Consider the following 16,191-nt stretch of genomic DNA (forward strand, 5'->3'; position numbering starts at 1 on the left):
CCTCCTTGTTCTTAAAGTTTATTTTTGTGACAGAGTATACGAAATAGGAAAGCTTTTCTAATGTTTTTTTGAATACAGGCCTGTGGCTTGTGCTGCGAAGTGGAACCGAAGTGAATACAGGGTTTCCTATACCCGATTCTACTTCGCTGCTGCGGGTTACTTCATAAAATGATCATAAATAGCACGACTAGCAAGAGCTATGGCGCGACTGCGTGGATAATCACTGGCTGATTGTGATTTAACATATACTGCAATCGCAATATGCCCTTTATTATTAGGCAAGGTAATAATCCCCACATCGCTAACAAAACGATATAATTTTTTAGAGCCTGAATACCTTAAATAGTCTCGTTCATAGATTGACCATGTTCCAGTTTTATGAGCCACTTTCACATTGGCAGGCAATAATCCTTTTATTCTGCTGCGCCCCGTGCGGCATTGCTCCATAATCTTCATAAGAAGATCGGTACTGGATTCCGAGAGTGCTTGTTTTTTATATAATTTCACGAGCAGTTTTGCCATATCATCCGGTGTTGTTGTATCACGTAGGTCTTTTTGAAAGCGCTGCCAAGCCTGCTGTTTTTCTTTAAGGGGGACGCGATTAGATATTTTTTGCCAGGAATACACTGGTTGACGCTTTTTTAAAAAGGAACGATCCACATGATTTGTATCTATAAACATTTCCATAATGGAACGATTAATGGAAATATTTTTGAATCCTAATGCATTCATCCGTTTTGCTACATATCGAGGTCCATTTGCCGCCTGCAATAATGCATCACTTGCACTATTATCGCTATTTTTGAGTGTATGCATCAGTATTTGTTTCAAGGAAATATTTAGTTTTTTCTTTTCGAATAAATAATGCAAAGCACCGGAACCAGGAACTGAATTACGGGAATCCATTTTAATCACGCGATTCAATGAGTCTTTTTTCTCATCGACTCGATGTAAAAAAGCCATCGCAATGGGTAGTTTGATGGTACTTGCCATGAAAAAACGTTGGTTACTGTTATGGGCGATTACCTTATTTTTCTCTATATAAATGGCAGTAACCCCCATCACGGTGTTCGATTTTTTCTCAATATCTTTTATTTTTTTAATCAACGCGGTATCACTCTGACCCGTAAAACCATTCATTGAAAATACAATACTAAAAAGCCAACACAGCAAAGAACTTTTTTTCCTTAAAATATGAGACTGCGCTAGTAATTTTATTTTCATAAGGTATTTGATCCCTTTCTCATTATTTTTATTCAATTTTTTAGCGCTAATAATCGACAATATATCCTGTTTTAAATGGGGTCGAAAAAATATACACCAAAAATGTCCCTATCAGCATGTAACAGTCCGTAGTGTATGAAGGTTTGTGATGAGATAAGGGATTCAATCTTCATTATTACACTTTTTGACAGATTTTCACTGTCCATGCAATACAAAACATTAAGCAAATTTTTATTCTATTTTTATATAAATTACAATCGATTGTATATTACAAGACGACCTGATTATTATTTGCCCTGAAGATCAGCGGTTTTTTCATGGATAAAATGATATAAGTTTTAACCCTGCGACAAAAGATATCCAAGATAAAATATGCTTAAAAATCTAGTGCTCCTACCTCAAGAAGATGAAGAACATTTGGATTAGGGTTAAACCTAGATGACTTTGATTTTTTATTCTTTTTTCTGGTAACTGTCTTTAAAAAGCTGACTTAATCCCTCACGGTAGGAAGGATAGAGCAGGTTTATCTTGAGTTCTGCTTTAATTTTTGCATTAGAAACACGACGGTTGCTGGTATAAAACTGCTTTTCCCTGGAAGACATGGTTGCTATGTCGCAGGATATAAGTGGCAGGGGAGGATGTCCGAGTAATGATGCAGCATACGCATCAACAATGTGGGCTGGTGTAGGTTCATCATCAGCAACATTATAGACTGAATACGGTTGGGGGTTTTTTATCGATGCACAAATGACGGAGGCAATATCCGCAACATGAATTCTGGAGAAGTACTGGCCCTCCTTATAAATACTGGCTTTTTTTCCAGCAATAATGCGTTCGATTGCATTTCTATGCGGTCCATAAATTCCTGCCAATCGGAAAATATAAAGCGGAATTTCGTGTTGTCTGGCAAACGACATCCATTTATTTTCGGTGCTTAATCTTGATTTACCCTGCATTCCTGCTGCTCTAGAATTAGACTCTTCAGTTACCCAAGCACCTTGATGATCCCCATAAACACTGGTAGAAGACAAGTACCCCAGCCATTGGATATGCGTTCTGTTTTGACTGATTAAATCACTAAAACATGAAAGCACAGGGTCTCCTGCTTTTTCTGCGGGGGGAATACATACTAAAATATGCGTTGCTTTACTTAGATGAGCTGTTATTTCATTCTCACAAAAATCAATAAGTTTATAATGTTTTTGAGCACTATTTATAATCTTATTCTTATCGCGAGTTGTGCCAATCACCTTAAAATTTAATTTAAGCAATTCTCTGGCTAAAAATTCGGCGGTATAACCGAAACCAAAGATAAAAAAACAAGGGGATGCAGAATAATTTTCCATAGTAAACAAACCTATACATTTTTTTCAAAATAAGAGTCCCGCGTAGCCTGGCATGCAGCACCTGAATCTTCACACATCGCTGAATCAATCCAGCCCTATGCTTACATCTCGTCCCCACGACTTGTTCGCGGGGTTGTCCACGGGATCCAGAAGATCTGCTAAGACACTGGACCCCGCGGACAAGCCGCGGGGCGTAGGCAGAAATGCGCTCAGGATACAGGTGCAGCGTAACGGAACCCGGGAACATAAATAAACTCCAATCTTTCGCTACGCACCTAGGCTACATTTTAATTTGTTTGATAAATCCAGAATCGTTGCTAGCGTGGAATATTCTTACTCCCCCGCACTAATTTCATGACCCGATTAAGAAAATCTGGTCCCGGATCCTCTTTATCCGTTTGATAATTCGGATCCCGCTCAAGCCAAAGGGGGGTATTTTTAAAATTCAAATACTCATTATGGCCAATGACATATTCTATTTCCGGATATTTCTTTTTAAGATAACACACTAAAAATGCATTTGCCTTCGTCTGTGCTTCCGTTAAATCATCCTTGCCGTCTATCCCCCCTACATTTTCAATACCAATCGCATAATGATTCAATCCTATAACATGTCTTGCCATCCAGTTTTCGGGCATGAGTTGATAAATCGCTCCATCGCGATCCACTAAATAATGGCTTGATACATTCAAGTTACCCGGCAATTCTTTAATTCTTGGTGAATTTTGCGGAAATGTAGGCGGATTAAAGACACGAAAGGTTGCCTTAAGAGTAGGAATACATGTCCAATGCAAGACAATCATTTTCGGTTCAATTTCAATTGACTTAGACTCAATTCCATAATGAGATAATTGGTACTGTCGCGTTAAAGTAATGCGTTTTTCATCAAATTGAATCGGTGCCTGATGAATTTCTTGCGCATCATAGCAAGAAAATGCATGCACCAGAGAACTTATAAATAATGAGCAATATAGGAGAATTTTCATATTATTTTTTGAGCACCATAAAATAGGCTTCCACATAATCGGGTAAGCGACGAGTTGCTTGTGAGAAAGCTTCTCTCCCTGCATAACTACCCGCAAGAAAATCTACTTGATACAAATTACTTTTGAATGCGCCACCAGTATCAGCAAAAATACCGATTCGTGTCACCATTTTTCCCTTCTGACCCGGATACTGTACCATCAAAAGTTTTCCTAAACCAAACTGTTCGAGATCGGCGGCAAAAGTGACTTCGGTATTCACCGTAATTTTATGATCCGCATCTTTTCCATAACCTTTGATACCCGTTACGGATTTAAAGTACCAGTAACGCTCTTGTAGATAAGGATTTTTGGCTTTGTCATAGGCAATATTGTTGCAGCGATGCACATTAAAGATTTGTGTCTGATGATTCGGGAAATCCGCAATAATGGTCCCTTGCATTAATGCTGCCTCCAAGTCATCTCGATTAAGATAGGCGAGCGGAGGAACATTTTTATTTGCCAATGCACCTTTTAATATGGCTTGCTTCCCATATTGGAAACGTGTCAGTCCGGGTTTTGCATCTGCCTCTTCGAGTGTCAGTTGCTCTTCATCTCGAGGAAGCCCATAAAGAGCCAAAGGATAGGCAACGCTGCGTTTCGTTGATGCTTTAGCTCGATGCACATAATACTTGGTCATTAAAATTTTATCTGAAGGTAAATGAACAATGAGTGATTTTTTCACCCTTAGAGGTTTGGCTTGTTCCAGATCGGGATACCAGCGAACAAAATCAAAGTGCTTTTTAATAAAAGCAGGATCGTTTAATTCATTTTGGTGACGGCAAATAAAGATTAAAGTTTCTTTGACTCGTGAAAGAGGTATCGCAAAAACTTTGCCTTCGTGAATGACCCGAGGATCATAGGAATTGCCTTTATTTAAATAAGCCAAAGTTTCTTTGGCTGTCGCACATAATGCAGGTCCATTGATTTCGTAGCGCGCTGCAGAAGAAGGCTCTGCAGGTACGAAATGTGGGGCAGCAAACGCTTGAATAGTCACTAATGCGCTGTAAAAGAAAATTTTTATCTTCATTGTTTACGACAAACATGGGTTAAAACAAAATGATACCATATGCATGCCGTTAACTCTAAAATCTGTATGAAGCGTTTCAAAAAAACGTAGCCTGAAAAACCAATTCAGCTTCTATTTCTACATCCCACAACTTGTCCGCGGGGCGCAGGCAGAGATGTGCTCAAAAGACTGTAGGAAGCAACCAGACTTAAAGTCCTTTACTTTAATCTATGAAGATTGAAATCATTTGTCATCCTACACTATGCCGCTTCCGCGCCATCAAACTCTGGGTCATCTGATTCTGCTGTTAAACGATTGAAATGCCAGGAGCTATAAAGAGCCCCAAGTCCACAAACCATTAGACCTAATGGCAAGGCGTTGAGTGTTTGCATGAGCAGGTACGCACTTAAGATGGTTAATACAGAGGAACCAAACATGCGTACAGTATGAATTATGGCCAGTGCAAGGCCGGTGTTTTCTTTATAATCTGCAAGCATAATCGACATAGTAGCTGGGGCAGTTAAACTAATCCCCAAGTTACAAATTAACGCCAAAGATAGAGCATACAAATTGAATTTATAAAGGGCTGCGCACAATAACATCGCAAAACCACCGAAAATAATAAACCAACTACCAAGATAAATGGTTGCAGCCATGCTGAAATATTTACGCAGCCAGATACCTAAATAATTTCCAACGATAATATTTAATCCGTTGATAATAAAAATAATACCATACACCAAGGGAGAAAAGCCGAATTGATCAATAATGATATAGGATGAATTAATCACCGAGAGCATTACTGCCGCAAAACTAAACATCATAATAAACGAACCACTCCATAAAGAAGGTGAAGGGATGATCTCTTGATATGCTTTGATTATTTTTTTTACGATAAAAGGTTCTTTGGGTTGACTCCAAAATGGTGATTCGAATAATCCTTTACGAGACTGAAGCAAGAGCACAATACCGATCACGGCCATTAACAGAAAGTTAGCTTGCCAACCATAATAGGTAAAGATGAGCGAACCAAGCACCGGAGCAAGGATGGGAGATATTGAAACAATCATAGAAACATAGGATAAAACCCTAGCTCGCTCTACAGTATCTTCAAAATCGCGCGAAATTGAAAAAGCAACCAAATTAGCGCAGCATAACGCAAATCCCTGTAAGGCCCTGCCTAAAATGAGTACCCAAATATTAGGAGCAAGAGCACATAGTATACTGGCAAGAACAGCAATCACTAAACTACCAGGCAATAAACGACGTCTGCCAAAATGATCAATTAACGGCCCCCAAACTAATTGGGTCACGCCAAAAACAACCAAATAAATACTTAAGGTTAATTGGCTCAGGCTATGCGTGGTACTAAAAAAATTGGTGATATAAGGCAACGAAGGTTGATAGAGATCAAAGGTAAGTAAAGAAAAAGCTGATAATAATCCAATAAGTAAAATAGAAGTTCTAGATTGAGACATAATATTCGTTTTATAAAAAATAGCGAAACATTATAGTCAAATCTCTTTATTTTTGCTCTAGATCCAAGAAAAAAATTGTAATGCCGGGCTAAAGAATTGAGTTAGCCCTGGGTGCAGCGCGGCGTACCCCGGGATTGAGCAATTCACCCCAGATACCCGGGTTACGCTGCGCTGCACCGAGGCCCTCCAATTAACCTTTGCGAATTAAATAGTTACTCCCTGCATGAATTACTTTTTTCATGCGATTATCCTCATCTGGATTAGGCTGACATGCTTTAAAGGCATCTTTTACTGAGGCAACACTAATAGGTAAAACAGGACGGCTGTCGGTTTCTAAATAACCCTCTTTATTCTTAAAAATAGTAAAATGATCCGTAGCAAACTCCTGGCATTCAGTTAACGTTTCATCCTGACAAATCGAAAATTTAATGGATCGTTCTACATGATATGATTCCCCTACTTCATCAGCGAAAACGATATCACCGTATACTACGCTATGGCGAGTTCCACAAAAATAATAGCCAAATTTATATTGGCCGTTTTCAATAACATCGGTACGAATATAGCGTCCATCGCCTTGAGTCAGGCCATTGAGTGTCACAATATGACGCACTTCTTCTTTGGGGGCACTTTCCGCAATTGCCAAACCATTTAGAGCCAATCCCATGATAAATAAAGTAATTCTTTTCATTTTTTATTCCTTATCTAAAAAAACATCCTCAAGGAACGTGTCTTTAAGGATCAATAACCTACTCTAACGTCAATTCGGAGGGAAAATTTTTACCAAACTGACATCGGCCCCATTATCCTAAGAAAAGACCCATTTGAACAGATAAAAAAATATTACTTTTTGCTCAAAAAATGCCTAATAAATGTGAAATATATCCCTTATAAAGACAAACTTGCTGGACAAGACACGTGTCAGTGATGATAATCATGGCTTTTTTCATTTAACATTGCACATGACAACACCACTCATTGAGATTAGGAATGTTTACAAATCATATGGCAATACTCCCATTTTGGATGATGTGTCCTTAAGCGTTAATCATGGAGAATTTTTAACGTTACTCGGTCCTTCAGGTTGCGGAAAAACCACATTGCTACGACTTATCTCGGGTTTTGAATACCCCACAGAAGGCGAAATCTACATCAATGGCCTATGTGTTAACCAATTGCCCCCACAAAAAAGGGACGTGCATACAGTGTTTCAAAGTTACGCACTTTTCCCCCATTTATCCGTTCATGAGAATGTTGCTTTTGCTCTACGGTGTAAAAAAGTTCCCGATCAAGAAATTAAAGAACGTGTTTTTGATGTATTAAAACTGGTGCAGCTGGAAGGGTTTTCAGAGAGGAATGTAAAGCAATTGAGCGGAGGACAACAACAGCGAGTGGCCATTGCACGGGCAATTATCAATAGACCGCAGGTGCTGTTATTAGATGAACCATTAAGTTCTCTCGACTACAGACTTAGAAAAGCCATGCAATCCGAATTAAAGCAATTGCAGAAAACCCTGAATATGACCTTTATCTTTGTAACCCATGATCAGGAAGAAGCATTATCCATGTCGGATCGTATAGTGGTCTTTAATCACGGACACATTGAACAAATAGGAACCCCTAAATGTATTTATGAAACCCCTAAAAATCTTTATGTCGCAATGTTTATTGGTGAGGCCAATATATTTGATGCACACGTTCATGCGCTGCATGATCACGATCTGACGACCTTTATCGAGGAAACTCCTTTACTTTGTAAAAATAGCGGTAATTATCAGATTGGCGATCGGTTGCATTTGATTGTACGTCCCGAAGATATCAGAGTCTGGAGTTTATCTGAAGTTGAGAATCCAGAAGGAATGTTGCCAGGTCGGATTGTAGATATTATTTATAAAGGCTCTACTGTTGATCTCAAAGTTGCCCTTTCTTCAGGAAAAATAATTAACGCTTCAGAGTTTTTTGATGAGGATGATGATAAATTGGAATATACTCTTTCAGAGGAAGTGTGGGTGCAGTGGTTACCAGGGTGGGAGGTTTTACTACCTCATGAAGGCTAAATCTTTTGCACTTTACGTACTGTATTTTTGGTTAACTGTTTTTGGCCTTATCCCTTTATTCATGATGCTTGTCGCCAGCTTTCTTTCTAAGGACAGCATGCATCTTGTTGCACTTCCTTTTACCCTCGAGAATTATACAACTCTTTTTACTCCAGTTTTTGCTAAAATTTATGTTCGTTCTTTATTTATTGCCTCTATTGCGACACTGTTGTGCTTGTTCATTGCATATCCATTTAGCTATTTGATGATTAAATCAAAACATCAATCCATCTTGTTGTTGTTGATTATTATCCCCTTTTGGACAAGTTCTTTAATAAGAACTTACTCTTTAATTGCCATCCTAAAGTATAAGGGCGTTTTAAACGCACTGTTACTCAAATTACATTTAATTAATGAACCGCTTTCATTGCTTTATACCAATTTTGCCGTGATTATTGGCTTGGTTTACAATCTATTTCCTTTTATGGTGCTGCCTATTTTCACCAATATGGAACGTTTTGATTTCCGATTATTTGAAGCAGCTAAAGATCTGGGGGCAAACAAGTGGTCTGTCTTTACTCGAGTGTTTTTACCTAACACAGCGCCAGGCATTCTATCAGGCTGTTTATTAGTTCTATTACCAGCAATGACTTTATTCTACATTCCTAATGTTTTAGGAGGAGCTCGTTCTATTTTACTGGGTAATTTAATTCAAAATCAGTTTCTTGTCTTAAGTGATTGGCCTCAAGGCTCTGCTACCAGCGTGGTACTCACCACCCTGCTTCTCTTATTATTTCTTATTTTTCGCCGTCAGAAGAATAGGAGTGTTCTATGAACTCCTTAATAAAACGTCTTTTTCTTTTTTTTATTTATGCCTCGCTTTATATTCCAATCGCAGTATTGGTTTTATATTCATTTAACGATGCAAAATTTTCACTCCAATGGCATGGCTTTTCTTTAAAATGGTATCATGAATTATTTCACGATCGCGGCTTGTGGACTGCCTTTTTTAACTCCATTGTTTTAGGTCTTATCTCTGCATTGATAGCTACCACTATAGGTTTGTTAGCCTCCATCCATTTATTTTTATTTCGCTCGAAACATCGCCAAATCTTATATGCCATCTTGTTATCACTTATTATTATTCCTGATTTGGTTCTTGGCGTTGCCTTATTAATTTTCTTTAATATCACCAAAGTACCCATGGGGTTTTTAAGCTTACTAATTGCCCACGTTACTTTTTGTATTCCTTTTGTCATTGTCACGATTAATGTGCGGATTAATACTTTAAATCCCAATATTTATTTTGGCGCATTAGATCTGGGGGCTAGCCGTTATATTGCATTAACACGAATTTTGCTGCCTTTATTGTGGCCCGCAGTATTAAGTGTTTTTCTTTTAAGTTTTACCTTATCTTTTGATGACGTCATCATCAGTTATTTTGTAGCAGGACCTGATTTTTCCATTCTGCCTTTGACAATTTATTCATTAGTACGTGCTGGTGTTACTCCCGAGCTTAACGCTTTATGTTCTATTACATTTGTTTTATCCATGATTTTGGTGATCATTTCTCATCGTCTCTCAGGAAAGCACGTATGAATTATTTTTTATTTGTGTTGGTCTTTTTTGCTTCTAAAGTATTTTCTGCTCCTGTTGTTAATGTATATGTTTGGGGAGGAGAACTCCCCAAACAGTTGATTCAACAATTTGAACACGACTCTGGAATTAAAGTTAATTTTTCTACCTATGACAGTAATGAGACTATGTATGCCAAATTAAAGGCAAGCCAGCTCACTGTATATGATGTGATTCTTCCCTCCGCTTATTTTGTTGAACGTATGAAACGGCAAGGTATGTTGGAACGGCTTGATCACCAGCAACTGCCCAATATGAATAATCTGGATAAACGTTTTGTGAATAATGATTATGATCGGAATAACCTCTACAGCGTGCCAATAATATGGGGGGCAACAGGTATCTTTTTTAATCATGGCATAGTGAGCAACTCACCCAAAACCTGGAAGGAACTGTGGGCTCCCCAATGGCATAATCAACTGATGCTTTTGGATGACGCGCGTGAAATTTTTGCAATTGCCTTGATGAGCCTTGGGTTTGATCCTAATGATACAAATCCAGTGCATATTAAAAAAGCTTATGAACATTTATTGCAACTTGTACCCAATATTAAATTGTTTGCCAGCGACAGCATTCAGGCAATTATGATCGATGAAGATGCAGTAATCGGTTCTGCATGGAATGGTGATGCATTTAAAGCCCATGAAGAAAATAAAGCAATTGAGTTTGTCTATCCTGAAGATGGTTTTGTCATCTGGGTTGATTGTTTGGCCATTCCTAAAAATCCGCCTCATCTGAAAGAGGCCTTGCAATTTATTAATTTCATTCTTAAAGCAGAATCCAGTGCGGAAATCGCTTTAAGAGAAGGACATGGAATTACCAATGCAAAAGGAAAGGCTTTATTGCCCACCTCCATTAAAGATAATCCAATGATTTATCCATCCCCAGCAATCATGGCAAAAGGTCAATTCCAGCATGATGTTGGCGAAGAAACCCTCATGCTCTATAACCAATACTGGGAACACTTAAAACTGGCTTTTTAGTAAAAACCGCCTTTATTTTTAATTGCTGATTTAACTTCCCCAGTAAGATAGGACATGGATTTATGAAATAAATCCATCTATATTTTTTAATGAAGGCATTTGAATTTAAACCGCTCTTGTTCTATATAGTAAAGAAATAAACCATATTGACTAGAGATTGTTATGTCATTTAATTTTTCTTCATTTCAATTTGATAAAAATTCATCAACTGAAGCAAAAGTGAAAATTACCCTTGAACTGATTAACTCTTTGATTCCCAGCAGTTCGACACGAGAATCGTTAAATACTGACGGTTATCCTGAAAGTGGCCCCATCGAACAGACTATACGCGCTTATCAGAACATGAATTTAAGTCTTTATGAACAGGGTTTAAAAGCGATGGAAACTGGCTGCGGTAATTGCCAGGAAATGGCTTATGCCAGCGGGTTATTATTAAGAGCAGGGGGATTTACAGGAACACTTCAAGTCGCCGAATTTGGTATAAATCATGCTTTTTTAATTGTAGATGATTATATCCTTGACCCCTGGTCTAAGAGCTTTTTCCCTTTCTCGACATGGAAAGATAACTTAAAAGCTTATGGCGGCTCCGTCAAAGAAGGAGTTATGCGGGGACGAGTACTCTCTGCAACTCATTACGAGCTAGAGGATGAAGTGCCTGAGGTTTCTAAAACCTTACCCACAGAACTGGATCAATGCTTACCGTCAATAGAAAACAGAACTAAGTTGACGCTTTTGATTGGAGCGTGTTTGAGTAAAACGCAGAATTCAAAATCAGATCCGGATCCACAGCAGTCAGTCACATATAGCACGTAATCTTGCTGATGTGTCATGATTTCTACTGGCTCCGACAACTCATTAAGCAAAAATTAGCGTTCACCCCTAAATTTGCCTTTGGGAGTTAAACGCTTTCATGGTAGAATAATATTTGTACATTGGGGGTGCCAATTATGGCTGAGAGGATAAACCCAACCCTTTGAACCTGATCTCATTCGTCTGAGCGGAGGAAAATGTGTCTATTGTTTTGTTTTCAGGTATTGTTGCTTTTATTACTTCGTTTATTGGTTTGTTACCACAAATTATCAAATCCTTAAAAACCAAGTCAACTCAAGATCTCTCTATGATCATGTTGATTAATTACCTCATTTGTTCTGTAGCATGGATTATTTATGGAAGCAGTACGGATTCCTTTTTTGTGATCAGTGCAAATGTAGTGGGTTTGCTTGTCAGTCTGCTCCTTATTCTCTTAAAAAGACATTATGATGCACGATGTAATTAATTTAACAGGATATCACTCTATTTTATGCCTTAATGGAGATTTACCTGAGTCCTCTTTTTTTAATAGGATGAATTTACCCATCATTGCCGCTGATGGGGCCGCAAACGGTTTATTGGATCTTGGAATCCGTCCTCAATTAATTGCTGGAGATTTGGATTCTGTCCGACCACTGATTCTGGAAAACCATCCTTTTCTTCATTCACCGGATCAAAATCAAAGTGATTTCCAAAAAACAATGGGTTATCTAAAGGATAATAATTTACTCCCCGCTATAATTGTTGGCATAAATGGTGGGTGCTTGGATCATGTACTGAACAACATGAATATCTTTATGGAAACAAATTGTCTTTTATATGCTCCACCCATAAGAGGTTTTGTTCTGCATGAACACTCCAGGATGAATTGTGTGTTACCTCCTCAGACAAAAATTTCATTGATGGGGATACCGAAAGCCACTCTATCCTCAAAAGGGTTACAATGGGAACTCAACAACACTCATCTTTCCTTTCCAGGAAAAACATCCTGTTTTAATCGAACCCAATTGCCAGAAATCGTTTTGGAAGCTCATCATGGCTCCGTTTTGGTTTTGATTTACGAACAAATGATTGAGGATGCGGGATTAGCTGCCCAATAAACTCCATGCTGAGAAACAAAGAACTCTTCCAATCTCATTCAAAATGACTGCTCATTTTTCTATTAATTTACGACAATAGAACACTGGTCCCCTGCAATCACTAAAGTCACTGTGCTGTCTTTGGTTAGCACTTTAGAACCACACAAAACATCGGGGCCGAATGCCGAATTTTTTCTATATCCAAATAGATATTCCCTATTTACTGGTCCTTTACCTGAATGAATTTTGCCCCGAGACCCGGATCTTTTACCCTCCACAGTAAAACCTAAGGCAGCCGCTGTTTTCTCATTGGTTTTTACATGAACTTTTATCGTATCATTGGCAAAAGCCTGAATTGAAAAAGAAAATAGGACCAGGCCGCTCAAATTTTTTAGAGATTTTTTTATCATAATAAAACACTCCTTGTTCTATGTACTTTTAATATAATCCATTTAATGAATTAGGGAAAATCACCAGGGATAAAATGTGAATTATTTAATCTATGGGATTATTTTTAATATATTCGGTTCTTTTCGGAGCCATGTATGTTTCAATTTTTCTCAAGCTCTTAAGACAGGATTGAACACTGCTCATGGTGTCACCTTGTCTGAATTCTTCAAGTCTTCTTATTCACCGAAATAAAATTATTGCTTACCAAGAAAAATTGTGGCTTCTGGATGCCCCTAAGAAAACTCCGTAGGTCACGCCCAATCAATAATAAAAAAATCACATGTTTTTATCTTCCAATGACTAAAAATCAGATGCCGGGTGGGCTTTCTTGAATTCTCATTGATATACACTATGATAAAAATATAGTCACAATGACTTATTTGCAATGCAATTATATGCATTCATTGAGGAGGCACCCATGAGAGTTAAAAGACTTTTGACGCAGGGATTTTCCCATAAGGTGTACCATGATATACAGCAACATCAAACTAAACTTACTTTCAGATTGGATACGACTTATCTTAAATATAAAGCCCAAGAAAGAACTGCAAAGATACAGCTGCTTCGAGATAGTATACCAACTGGCTCTAGCCTCATATATCGGGGCACAGAGGGTACGGATGAGGTTCTCGGTACGATGAAATCAAATCGCCTTGGCAGAAAATCTGAAGAAAGCAGGAAGGCGCCTTCGCATGACATTGTAGGGTATATTCGAGATAACGACAGTAGGTATTTTCTCTCGTATACACCCTGCAGAGAAACCGTAAAACCTTATACTGTGGGTTTATCATTAATTCCCAAAAAAGGCTATATTTTTGTTACTGGACTTCCAATGGTATATACGACCCCCCAAAAGCTTCTTCTTTTAAATGAAAAGATGTTTAAGCGCTACGATAAAAGAATGATCGATGCGATGCCCCAGGACGATGTCCGCGGATATCAAAGTATTGTAACGATGACTCAAAATAATAATGAAATTACCGGGATTATCGGTGCTTCAGCAAAAGACGATTGGCGATCTGAAGTTAACAAGCGCATGCATAGTGTGATTGAAGTTTGTGGTCCTGGACGTATTGTATCATCTGTTATGAGCTCTAATGAGCCTGCCCATGTGAGACATTGGCAAAATCCAGATTTTTCTCCTGAACTTGTGGCACTGGATATTGTTTTCTTTGATACTCCTGAGGAGTATGAAGAAATGAATGAAAAAGCAAGAGATATGGGACTTATAGGGAAAGACGAACGATTACCTACTTTTTCCGATGCTCAAAAACTCGTAGGACAATTAAAAGACTGGGGAGATACTTATGGTACCAGTGATACCATGAAATTCACTGCATTTCCCAAAAAGATTAAGCCAGGAGATAAGGCAACTCTTGTGGAGTTTTTGGATGAGCAAATTAAATCAAATCCATCCGTAAAACTATTAGAAGAACTGGGATCTTCTCCTACGTTATGATTATTTGAGGCAATCAGTGTATAGGCTTACACGTAATGGATTGATATAAACCTATTGGGTTTAACACTTAAAGCCTTTAAATTGATACTTTGGGCAAAATAGATTAAGGATTTGAATTATGTTAGCCAGGTTAAGATTTTTCGCAAGAAAAATGCCCTCAAGTGAAGCATATTCATCAGTTCATGATGTTTACGCATCTCATAAACCCCATTTCATTAGAGGCAGTCTTACAGGTGAGCGTTGGCGTTATCAAAGAATGGGACAAACTTTGGAAATGATTACTAATGTTCAAAAATATAAAGAATTACAACGACAATCAATAGCTAATTTAAATCTTTGGACAAAAACAAAATCTGAGGTTCCATCCTCAGTCGAAGTCGTCTATAAAGATTGGGGTGTTGCAACTTTTGAAGCAACTAAAAAGCATGGAGTAATATATTCCGTATTGAATATGGCGAATTCAGTCTATCCCGGAGGTGCTGCATTGGAGGGTGGAAGTGCCCAAGAGGAAAATATGTGGCTTCGCAGTACCTGTGCCCTTTCATTGATAGATAAATTGGTTAAGTTAGACAAAGAATATACTAATATGTTTGTTTATACTAAAGAAGGAACCGAATTGGTAGAAGCCAGAAAGAAAATGACGGCAAAGGAGTGTGATATTTTAAAAGAACGCTGCCCCATAACGTTTCCTCCTGAAGTCTTTAAAACATTCCATAGCGACGTACCAAGAATATGTTTTAGAGGTCCGGAAATATTGTTGCCAGCAACAGTAGATGACTATCCCTCAAGCGGACATGTTGCAAGCCCTGAGATGAGTTATGAGTTTCTTTCTCCGTTAAGTATTTTTCCTTTTCATGAATTAAGATCATCTGCTCCTGAGCATTTTGCTGAAGCAAAACCAAAGGACCCTAGTGTATTTAAAGAATATAAAGAGGATTTACGCCGACGAATTGCAGCGCAATTGGATACATTAATTCTTATTGGACAACCTTATGTAATCCTAGGTGCGTGGGGTTGTGGCGAATTTAAAAATGAACCTGAATTAGTGGCAGAGATTTATGCCGAAGAAATTGAAAAAAGAGCTCTTTTTTTTCAACATATTATGTTTCCCATAATCAATACCAAATCAGATTCCAATAATTTCGGAATATTTGACCGAATGCTTACTGGATTGAAGCTTGGCGACCCCCAATCCCCCAGAAGCACACCTGTATCTTAAAAACTCAGTATTCTTTTTAGCTCATATATTAGTGAAATAGCTCACTACGCCGAAAAGAATGAACCCGAGTCACATCGCTTTGTAGCACTCGGGGTTCTTCTATATTGATCCTAGTGTGTTGTGTTGCTTTTCTTATCGCCAAACAACCAATCCATACTTACCTCCAGCTCATTGGCAATTTTTTGCATGGAATTGGAATCCAAAGCAACACCATATAGCAGCGCTTCAATTTTAAATTTAGGTAATTGGAATAATTTAGAGCACACTTGCACGCGTTCTGTCATTAAGGCAGGAACACCAAGCTCATCGAGCTCCTGATTCAAACGTTCAGTTAGTTTTTTGTTTGACATGGTAATCTCCTCTTGACTTTTTATCAGTGTAAAACAAATAAGCTTAAGGATTGATTAACAAAATAAACTTTGAAAGAAAAAAATTAAACCC

Annotated in this window: 17 protein-coding genes and 1 riboswitch; of the genes, 9 read left to right on the forward strand and 8 right to left on the reverse strand. The window is 38.1% G+C overall.

Going from position 1 to position 16,191, the window contains the following annotated elements; translation table 11 throughout:
• Positions 1 to 156: 156 nt before the first annotated feature.
• The 6 genes from bla to FOLKNPGA_RS15770 all read right to left on the reverse strand — a co-directional run bounded on the left by bla (position 157) and on the right by FOLKNPGA_RS15770 (position 6,770).
• Positions 157 to 1,224: a class A beta-lactamase gene (bla, locus tag FOLKNPGA_RS15745; protein ID WP_182350774.1), complete on the reverse strand. Its 1,068-nt coding sequence runs from the start codon at positions 1,222 to 1,224 to the stop codon at positions 157 to 159.
• Between the two features lie 452 nt (positions 1,225 to 1,676).
• Positions 1,677 to 2,570, reverse strand: coding sequence for an SDR family oxidoreductase (locus tag FOLKNPGA_RS15750; protein ID WP_182350775.1), 894 nt, complete (start codon positions 2,568 to 2,570; stop codon positions 1,677 to 1,679).
• Positions 2,571 to 2,887: 317 nt separating this feature from the next.
• Positions 2,888 to 3,556 carry an N-acetylmuramoyl-L-alanine amidase gene (locus FOLKNPGA_RS15755; RefSeq protein WP_182350776.1) on the reverse strand — a complete coding sequence of 223 codons (669 nt, stop codon included), beginning with the start codon at positions 3,554 to 3,556 and terminating at the stop codon, positions 2,888 to 2,890.
• A gap of 1 nt (position 3,557) precedes the next feature.
• Positions 3,558 to 4,622: a hypothetical protein gene (locus FOLKNPGA_RS15760; RefSeq protein ID WP_182350777.1), complete on the reverse strand. Its 1,065-nt coding sequence runs from the start codon at positions 4,620 to 4,622 to the stop codon at positions 3,558 to 3,560.
• A 239-nt stretch (positions 4,623 to 4,861) separates the two neighbouring features.
• Positions 4,862 to 6,079, reverse strand: a complete 1,218-nt coding sequence (locus FOLKNPGA_RS15765; RefSeq protein WP_182350778.1) for a multidrug effflux MFS transporter — start codon at positions 6,077 to 6,079, stop codon at positions 4,862 to 4,864.
• 190 nt (positions 6,080 to 6,269) lie between these two features.
• On the reverse strand, positions 6,270 to 6,770 hold the full coding sequence (locus tag FOLKNPGA_RS15770) for a hypothetical protein (RefSeq protein WP_182350779.1): 501 nt from the start codon (positions 6,768 to 6,770) through the stop codon (positions 6,270 to 6,272).
• Positions 6,771 to 7,041: 271 nt separating this feature from the next.
• Between FOLKNPGA_RS15770 and potA the strand changes: the two genes are divergently transcribed.
• From potA to FOLKNPGA_RS15805, 7 genes are all read left to right on the forward strand, one after another.
• Positions 7,042 to 8,136: a spermidine/putrescine ABC transporter ATP-binding protein PotA gene (gene potA / locus FOLKNPGA_RS15775; protein ID WP_182352888.1), complete on the forward strand. Its 1,095-nt coding sequence runs from the start codon at positions 7,042 to 7,044 to the stop codon at positions 8,134 to 8,136.
• On the forward strand, positions 8,126 to 8,950 hold the full coding sequence (locus tag FOLKNPGA_RS15780) for an ABC transporter permease (protein ID WP_182350780.1): 825 nt from the start codon (positions 8,126 to 8,128) through the stop codon (positions 8,948 to 8,950). The genes potA and FOLKNPGA_RS15780 overlap by 11 nt, the downstream gene beginning before the upstream one ends.
• Complete coding sequence (locus tag FOLKNPGA_RS15785) at positions 8,947 to 9,714, forward strand: ABC transporter permease subunit (protein WP_182350781.1); 768 nt, start codon at positions 8,947 to 8,949, stop codon at positions 9,712 to 9,714. Before FOLKNPGA_RS15780 ends, FOLKNPGA_RS15785 begins: the two co-directional genes overlap by 4 nt.
• Positions 9,711 to 10,733, forward strand: a complete 1,023-nt coding sequence (locus FOLKNPGA_RS15790; RefSeq protein ID WP_182350782.1) for a PotD/PotF family extracellular solute-binding protein — start codon at positions 9,711 to 9,713, stop codon at positions 10,731 to 10,733. The genes FOLKNPGA_RS15785 and FOLKNPGA_RS15790 overlap by 4 nt, the downstream gene beginning before the upstream one ends.
• 162 nt (positions 10,734 to 10,895) lie before the next feature.
• Complete coding sequence (locus FOLKNPGA_RS15795) at positions 10,896 to 11,546, forward strand: hypothetical protein (RefSeq protein WP_182350783.1); 651 nt, start codon at positions 10,896 to 10,898, stop codon at positions 11,544 to 11,546.
• A 111-nt stretch (positions 11,547 to 11,657) separates the two neighbouring features.
• A riboswitch (TPP riboswitch) is annotated at positions 11,658 to 11,756 on the forward strand.
• The gene (locus FOLKNPGA_RS15800; protein ID WP_182350784.1) at positions 11,743 to 12,009 is read left to right on the forward strand and encodes a SemiSWEET family sugar transporter; all 267 of its coding nucleotides are present in this window, start codon (positions 11,743 to 11,745) and stop codon (positions 12,007 to 12,009) included. Its footprint overlaps the riboswitch before it by 14 nt.
• Entirely contained in the window at positions 11,993 to 12,643 is a 651-nt protein-coding gene (locus FOLKNPGA_RS15805) for a thiamine diphosphokinase (protein WP_182352889.1), read from the forward strand. The genes FOLKNPGA_RS15800 and FOLKNPGA_RS15805 overlap by 17 nt, the downstream gene beginning before the upstream one ends.
• Positions 12,644 to 12,705: 62 nt before the next feature.
• Here the strand turns inward: FOLKNPGA_RS15805 and FOLKNPGA_RS15810 are convergent, their stop codons facing one another.
• Entirely contained in the window at positions 12,706 to 13,032 is a 327-nt protein-coding gene (locus FOLKNPGA_RS15810; RefSeq protein WP_182350785.1) for a hypothetical protein, read from the reverse strand.
• Between the two features lie 458 nt (positions 13,033 to 13,490).
• Between FOLKNPGA_RS15810 and FOLKNPGA_RS15815 the strand changes: the two genes are divergently transcribed.
• Together FOLKNPGA_RS15815 and FOLKNPGA_RS15820 are read left to right on the forward strand one after the other, a co-directional pair.
• Complete coding sequence (locus FOLKNPGA_RS15815) at positions 13,491 to 14,531, forward strand: hypothetical protein (RefSeq protein ID WP_182350786.1); 1,041 nt, start codon at positions 13,491 to 13,493, stop codon at positions 14,529 to 14,531.
• Positions 14,532 to 14,649: 118 nt separating this feature from the next.
• Positions 14,650 to 15,750 carry a poly(ADP-ribose) glycohydrolase domain-containing protein gene (locus tag FOLKNPGA_RS15820; RefSeq protein WP_182350787.1) on the forward strand — a complete coding sequence of 367 codons (1,101 nt, stop codon included), beginning with the start codon at positions 14,650 to 14,652 and terminating at the stop codon, positions 15,748 to 15,750.
• A gap of 110 nt (positions 15,751 to 15,860) precedes the next feature.
• Here FOLKNPGA_RS15820 and FOLKNPGA_RS15825 read toward each other — a convergent pair whose 3' ends face one another.
• Positions 15,861 to 16,100: a hypothetical protein gene (locus tag FOLKNPGA_RS15825; RefSeq protein ID WP_182350788.1), complete on the reverse strand. Its 240-nt coding sequence runs from the start codon at positions 16,098 to 16,100 to the stop codon at positions 15,861 to 15,863.
• Positions 16,101 to 16,191: the final 91 nt, after the last annotated feature.

Origin of the sequence: Legionella sp. PC1000, assembly GCF_014109805.1 — a bacterium.
Taxonomy (GTDB): Bacteria; Pseudomonadota; Gammaproteobacteria; order Legionellales; family Legionellaceae; genus Legionella; species Legionella resiliens.

Bases quoted from the DNA above. Each gene is read 5' to 3' on its own strand.
- FOLKNPGA_RS15820 (WP_182350787.1), top strand. From the start codon at position 14,650: ATGTTAGCCAGGTTAAGATTTTTCGCAAGAAAAATGCCCTCAAGTGAA.
- FOLKNPGA_RS15770 (WP_182350779.1), bottom strand. From the start codon at position 6,770: ATGAAAAGAATTACTTTATTTATCATGGGATTGGCTCTAAATGGTTTG.
- FOLKNPGA_RS15755 (WP_182350776.1), bottom strand. From the start codon at position 3,556: ATGAAAATTCTCCTATATTGCTCATTATTTATAAGTTCTCTGGTGCAT.
- FOLKNPGA_RS15805 (WP_182352889.1), top strand. From the start codon at position 11,993: ATGCACGATGTAATTAATTTAACAGGATATCACTCTATTTTATGCCTT.
- FOLKNPGA_RS15765 (WP_182350778.1), bottom strand. From the start codon at position 6,079: ATGTCTCAATCTAGAACTTCTATTTTACTTATTGGATTATTATCAGCT.
- FOLKNPGA_RS15815 (WP_182350786.1), top strand. From the start codon at position 13,491: ATGAGAGTTAAAAGACTTTTGACGCAGGGATTTTCCCATAAGGTGTAC.
- potA (WP_182352888.1), top strand. From the start codon at position 7,042: ATGACAACACCACTCATTGAGATTAGGAATGTTTACAAATCATATGGC.
- FOLKNPGA_RS15785 (WP_182350781.1), top strand. From the start codon at position 8,947: ATGAACTCCTTAATAAAACGTCTTTTTCTTTTTTTTATTTATGCCTCG.
- FOLKNPGA_RS15760 (WP_182350777.1), bottom strand. From the start codon at position 4,622: ATGAAGATAAAAATTTTCTTTTACAGCGCATTAGTGACTATTCAAGCG.
- FOLKNPGA_RS15810 (WP_182350785.1), bottom strand. From the start codon at position 13,032: ATGATAAAAAAATCTCTAAAAAATTTGAGCGGCCTGGTCCTATTTTCT.
- FOLKNPGA_RS15795 (WP_182350783.1), top strand. From the start codon at position 10,896: ATGTCATTTAATTTTTCTTCATTTCAATTTGATAAAAATTCATCAACT.
- FOLKNPGA_RS15750 (WP_182350775.1), bottom strand. From the start codon at position 2,570: ATGGAAAATTATTCTGCATCCCCTTGTTTTTTTATCTTTGGTTTCGGT.
- FOLKNPGA_RS15780 (WP_182350780.1), top strand. From the start codon at position 8,126: ATGAAGGCTAAATCTTTTGCACTTTACGTACTGTATTTTTGGTTAACT.
- bla (WP_182350774.1), bottom strand. From the start codon at position 1,224: ATGAAAATAAAATTACTAGCGCAGTCTCATATTTTAAGGAAAAAAAGT.
- FOLKNPGA_RS15825 (WP_182350788.1), bottom strand. From the start codon at position 16,100: ATGTCAAACAAAAAACTAACTGAACGTTTGAATCAGGAGCTCGATGAG.
- FOLKNPGA_RS15790 (WP_182350782.1), top strand. From the start codon at position 9,711: ATGAATTATTTTTTATTTGTGTTGGTCTTTTTTGCTTCTAAAGTATTT.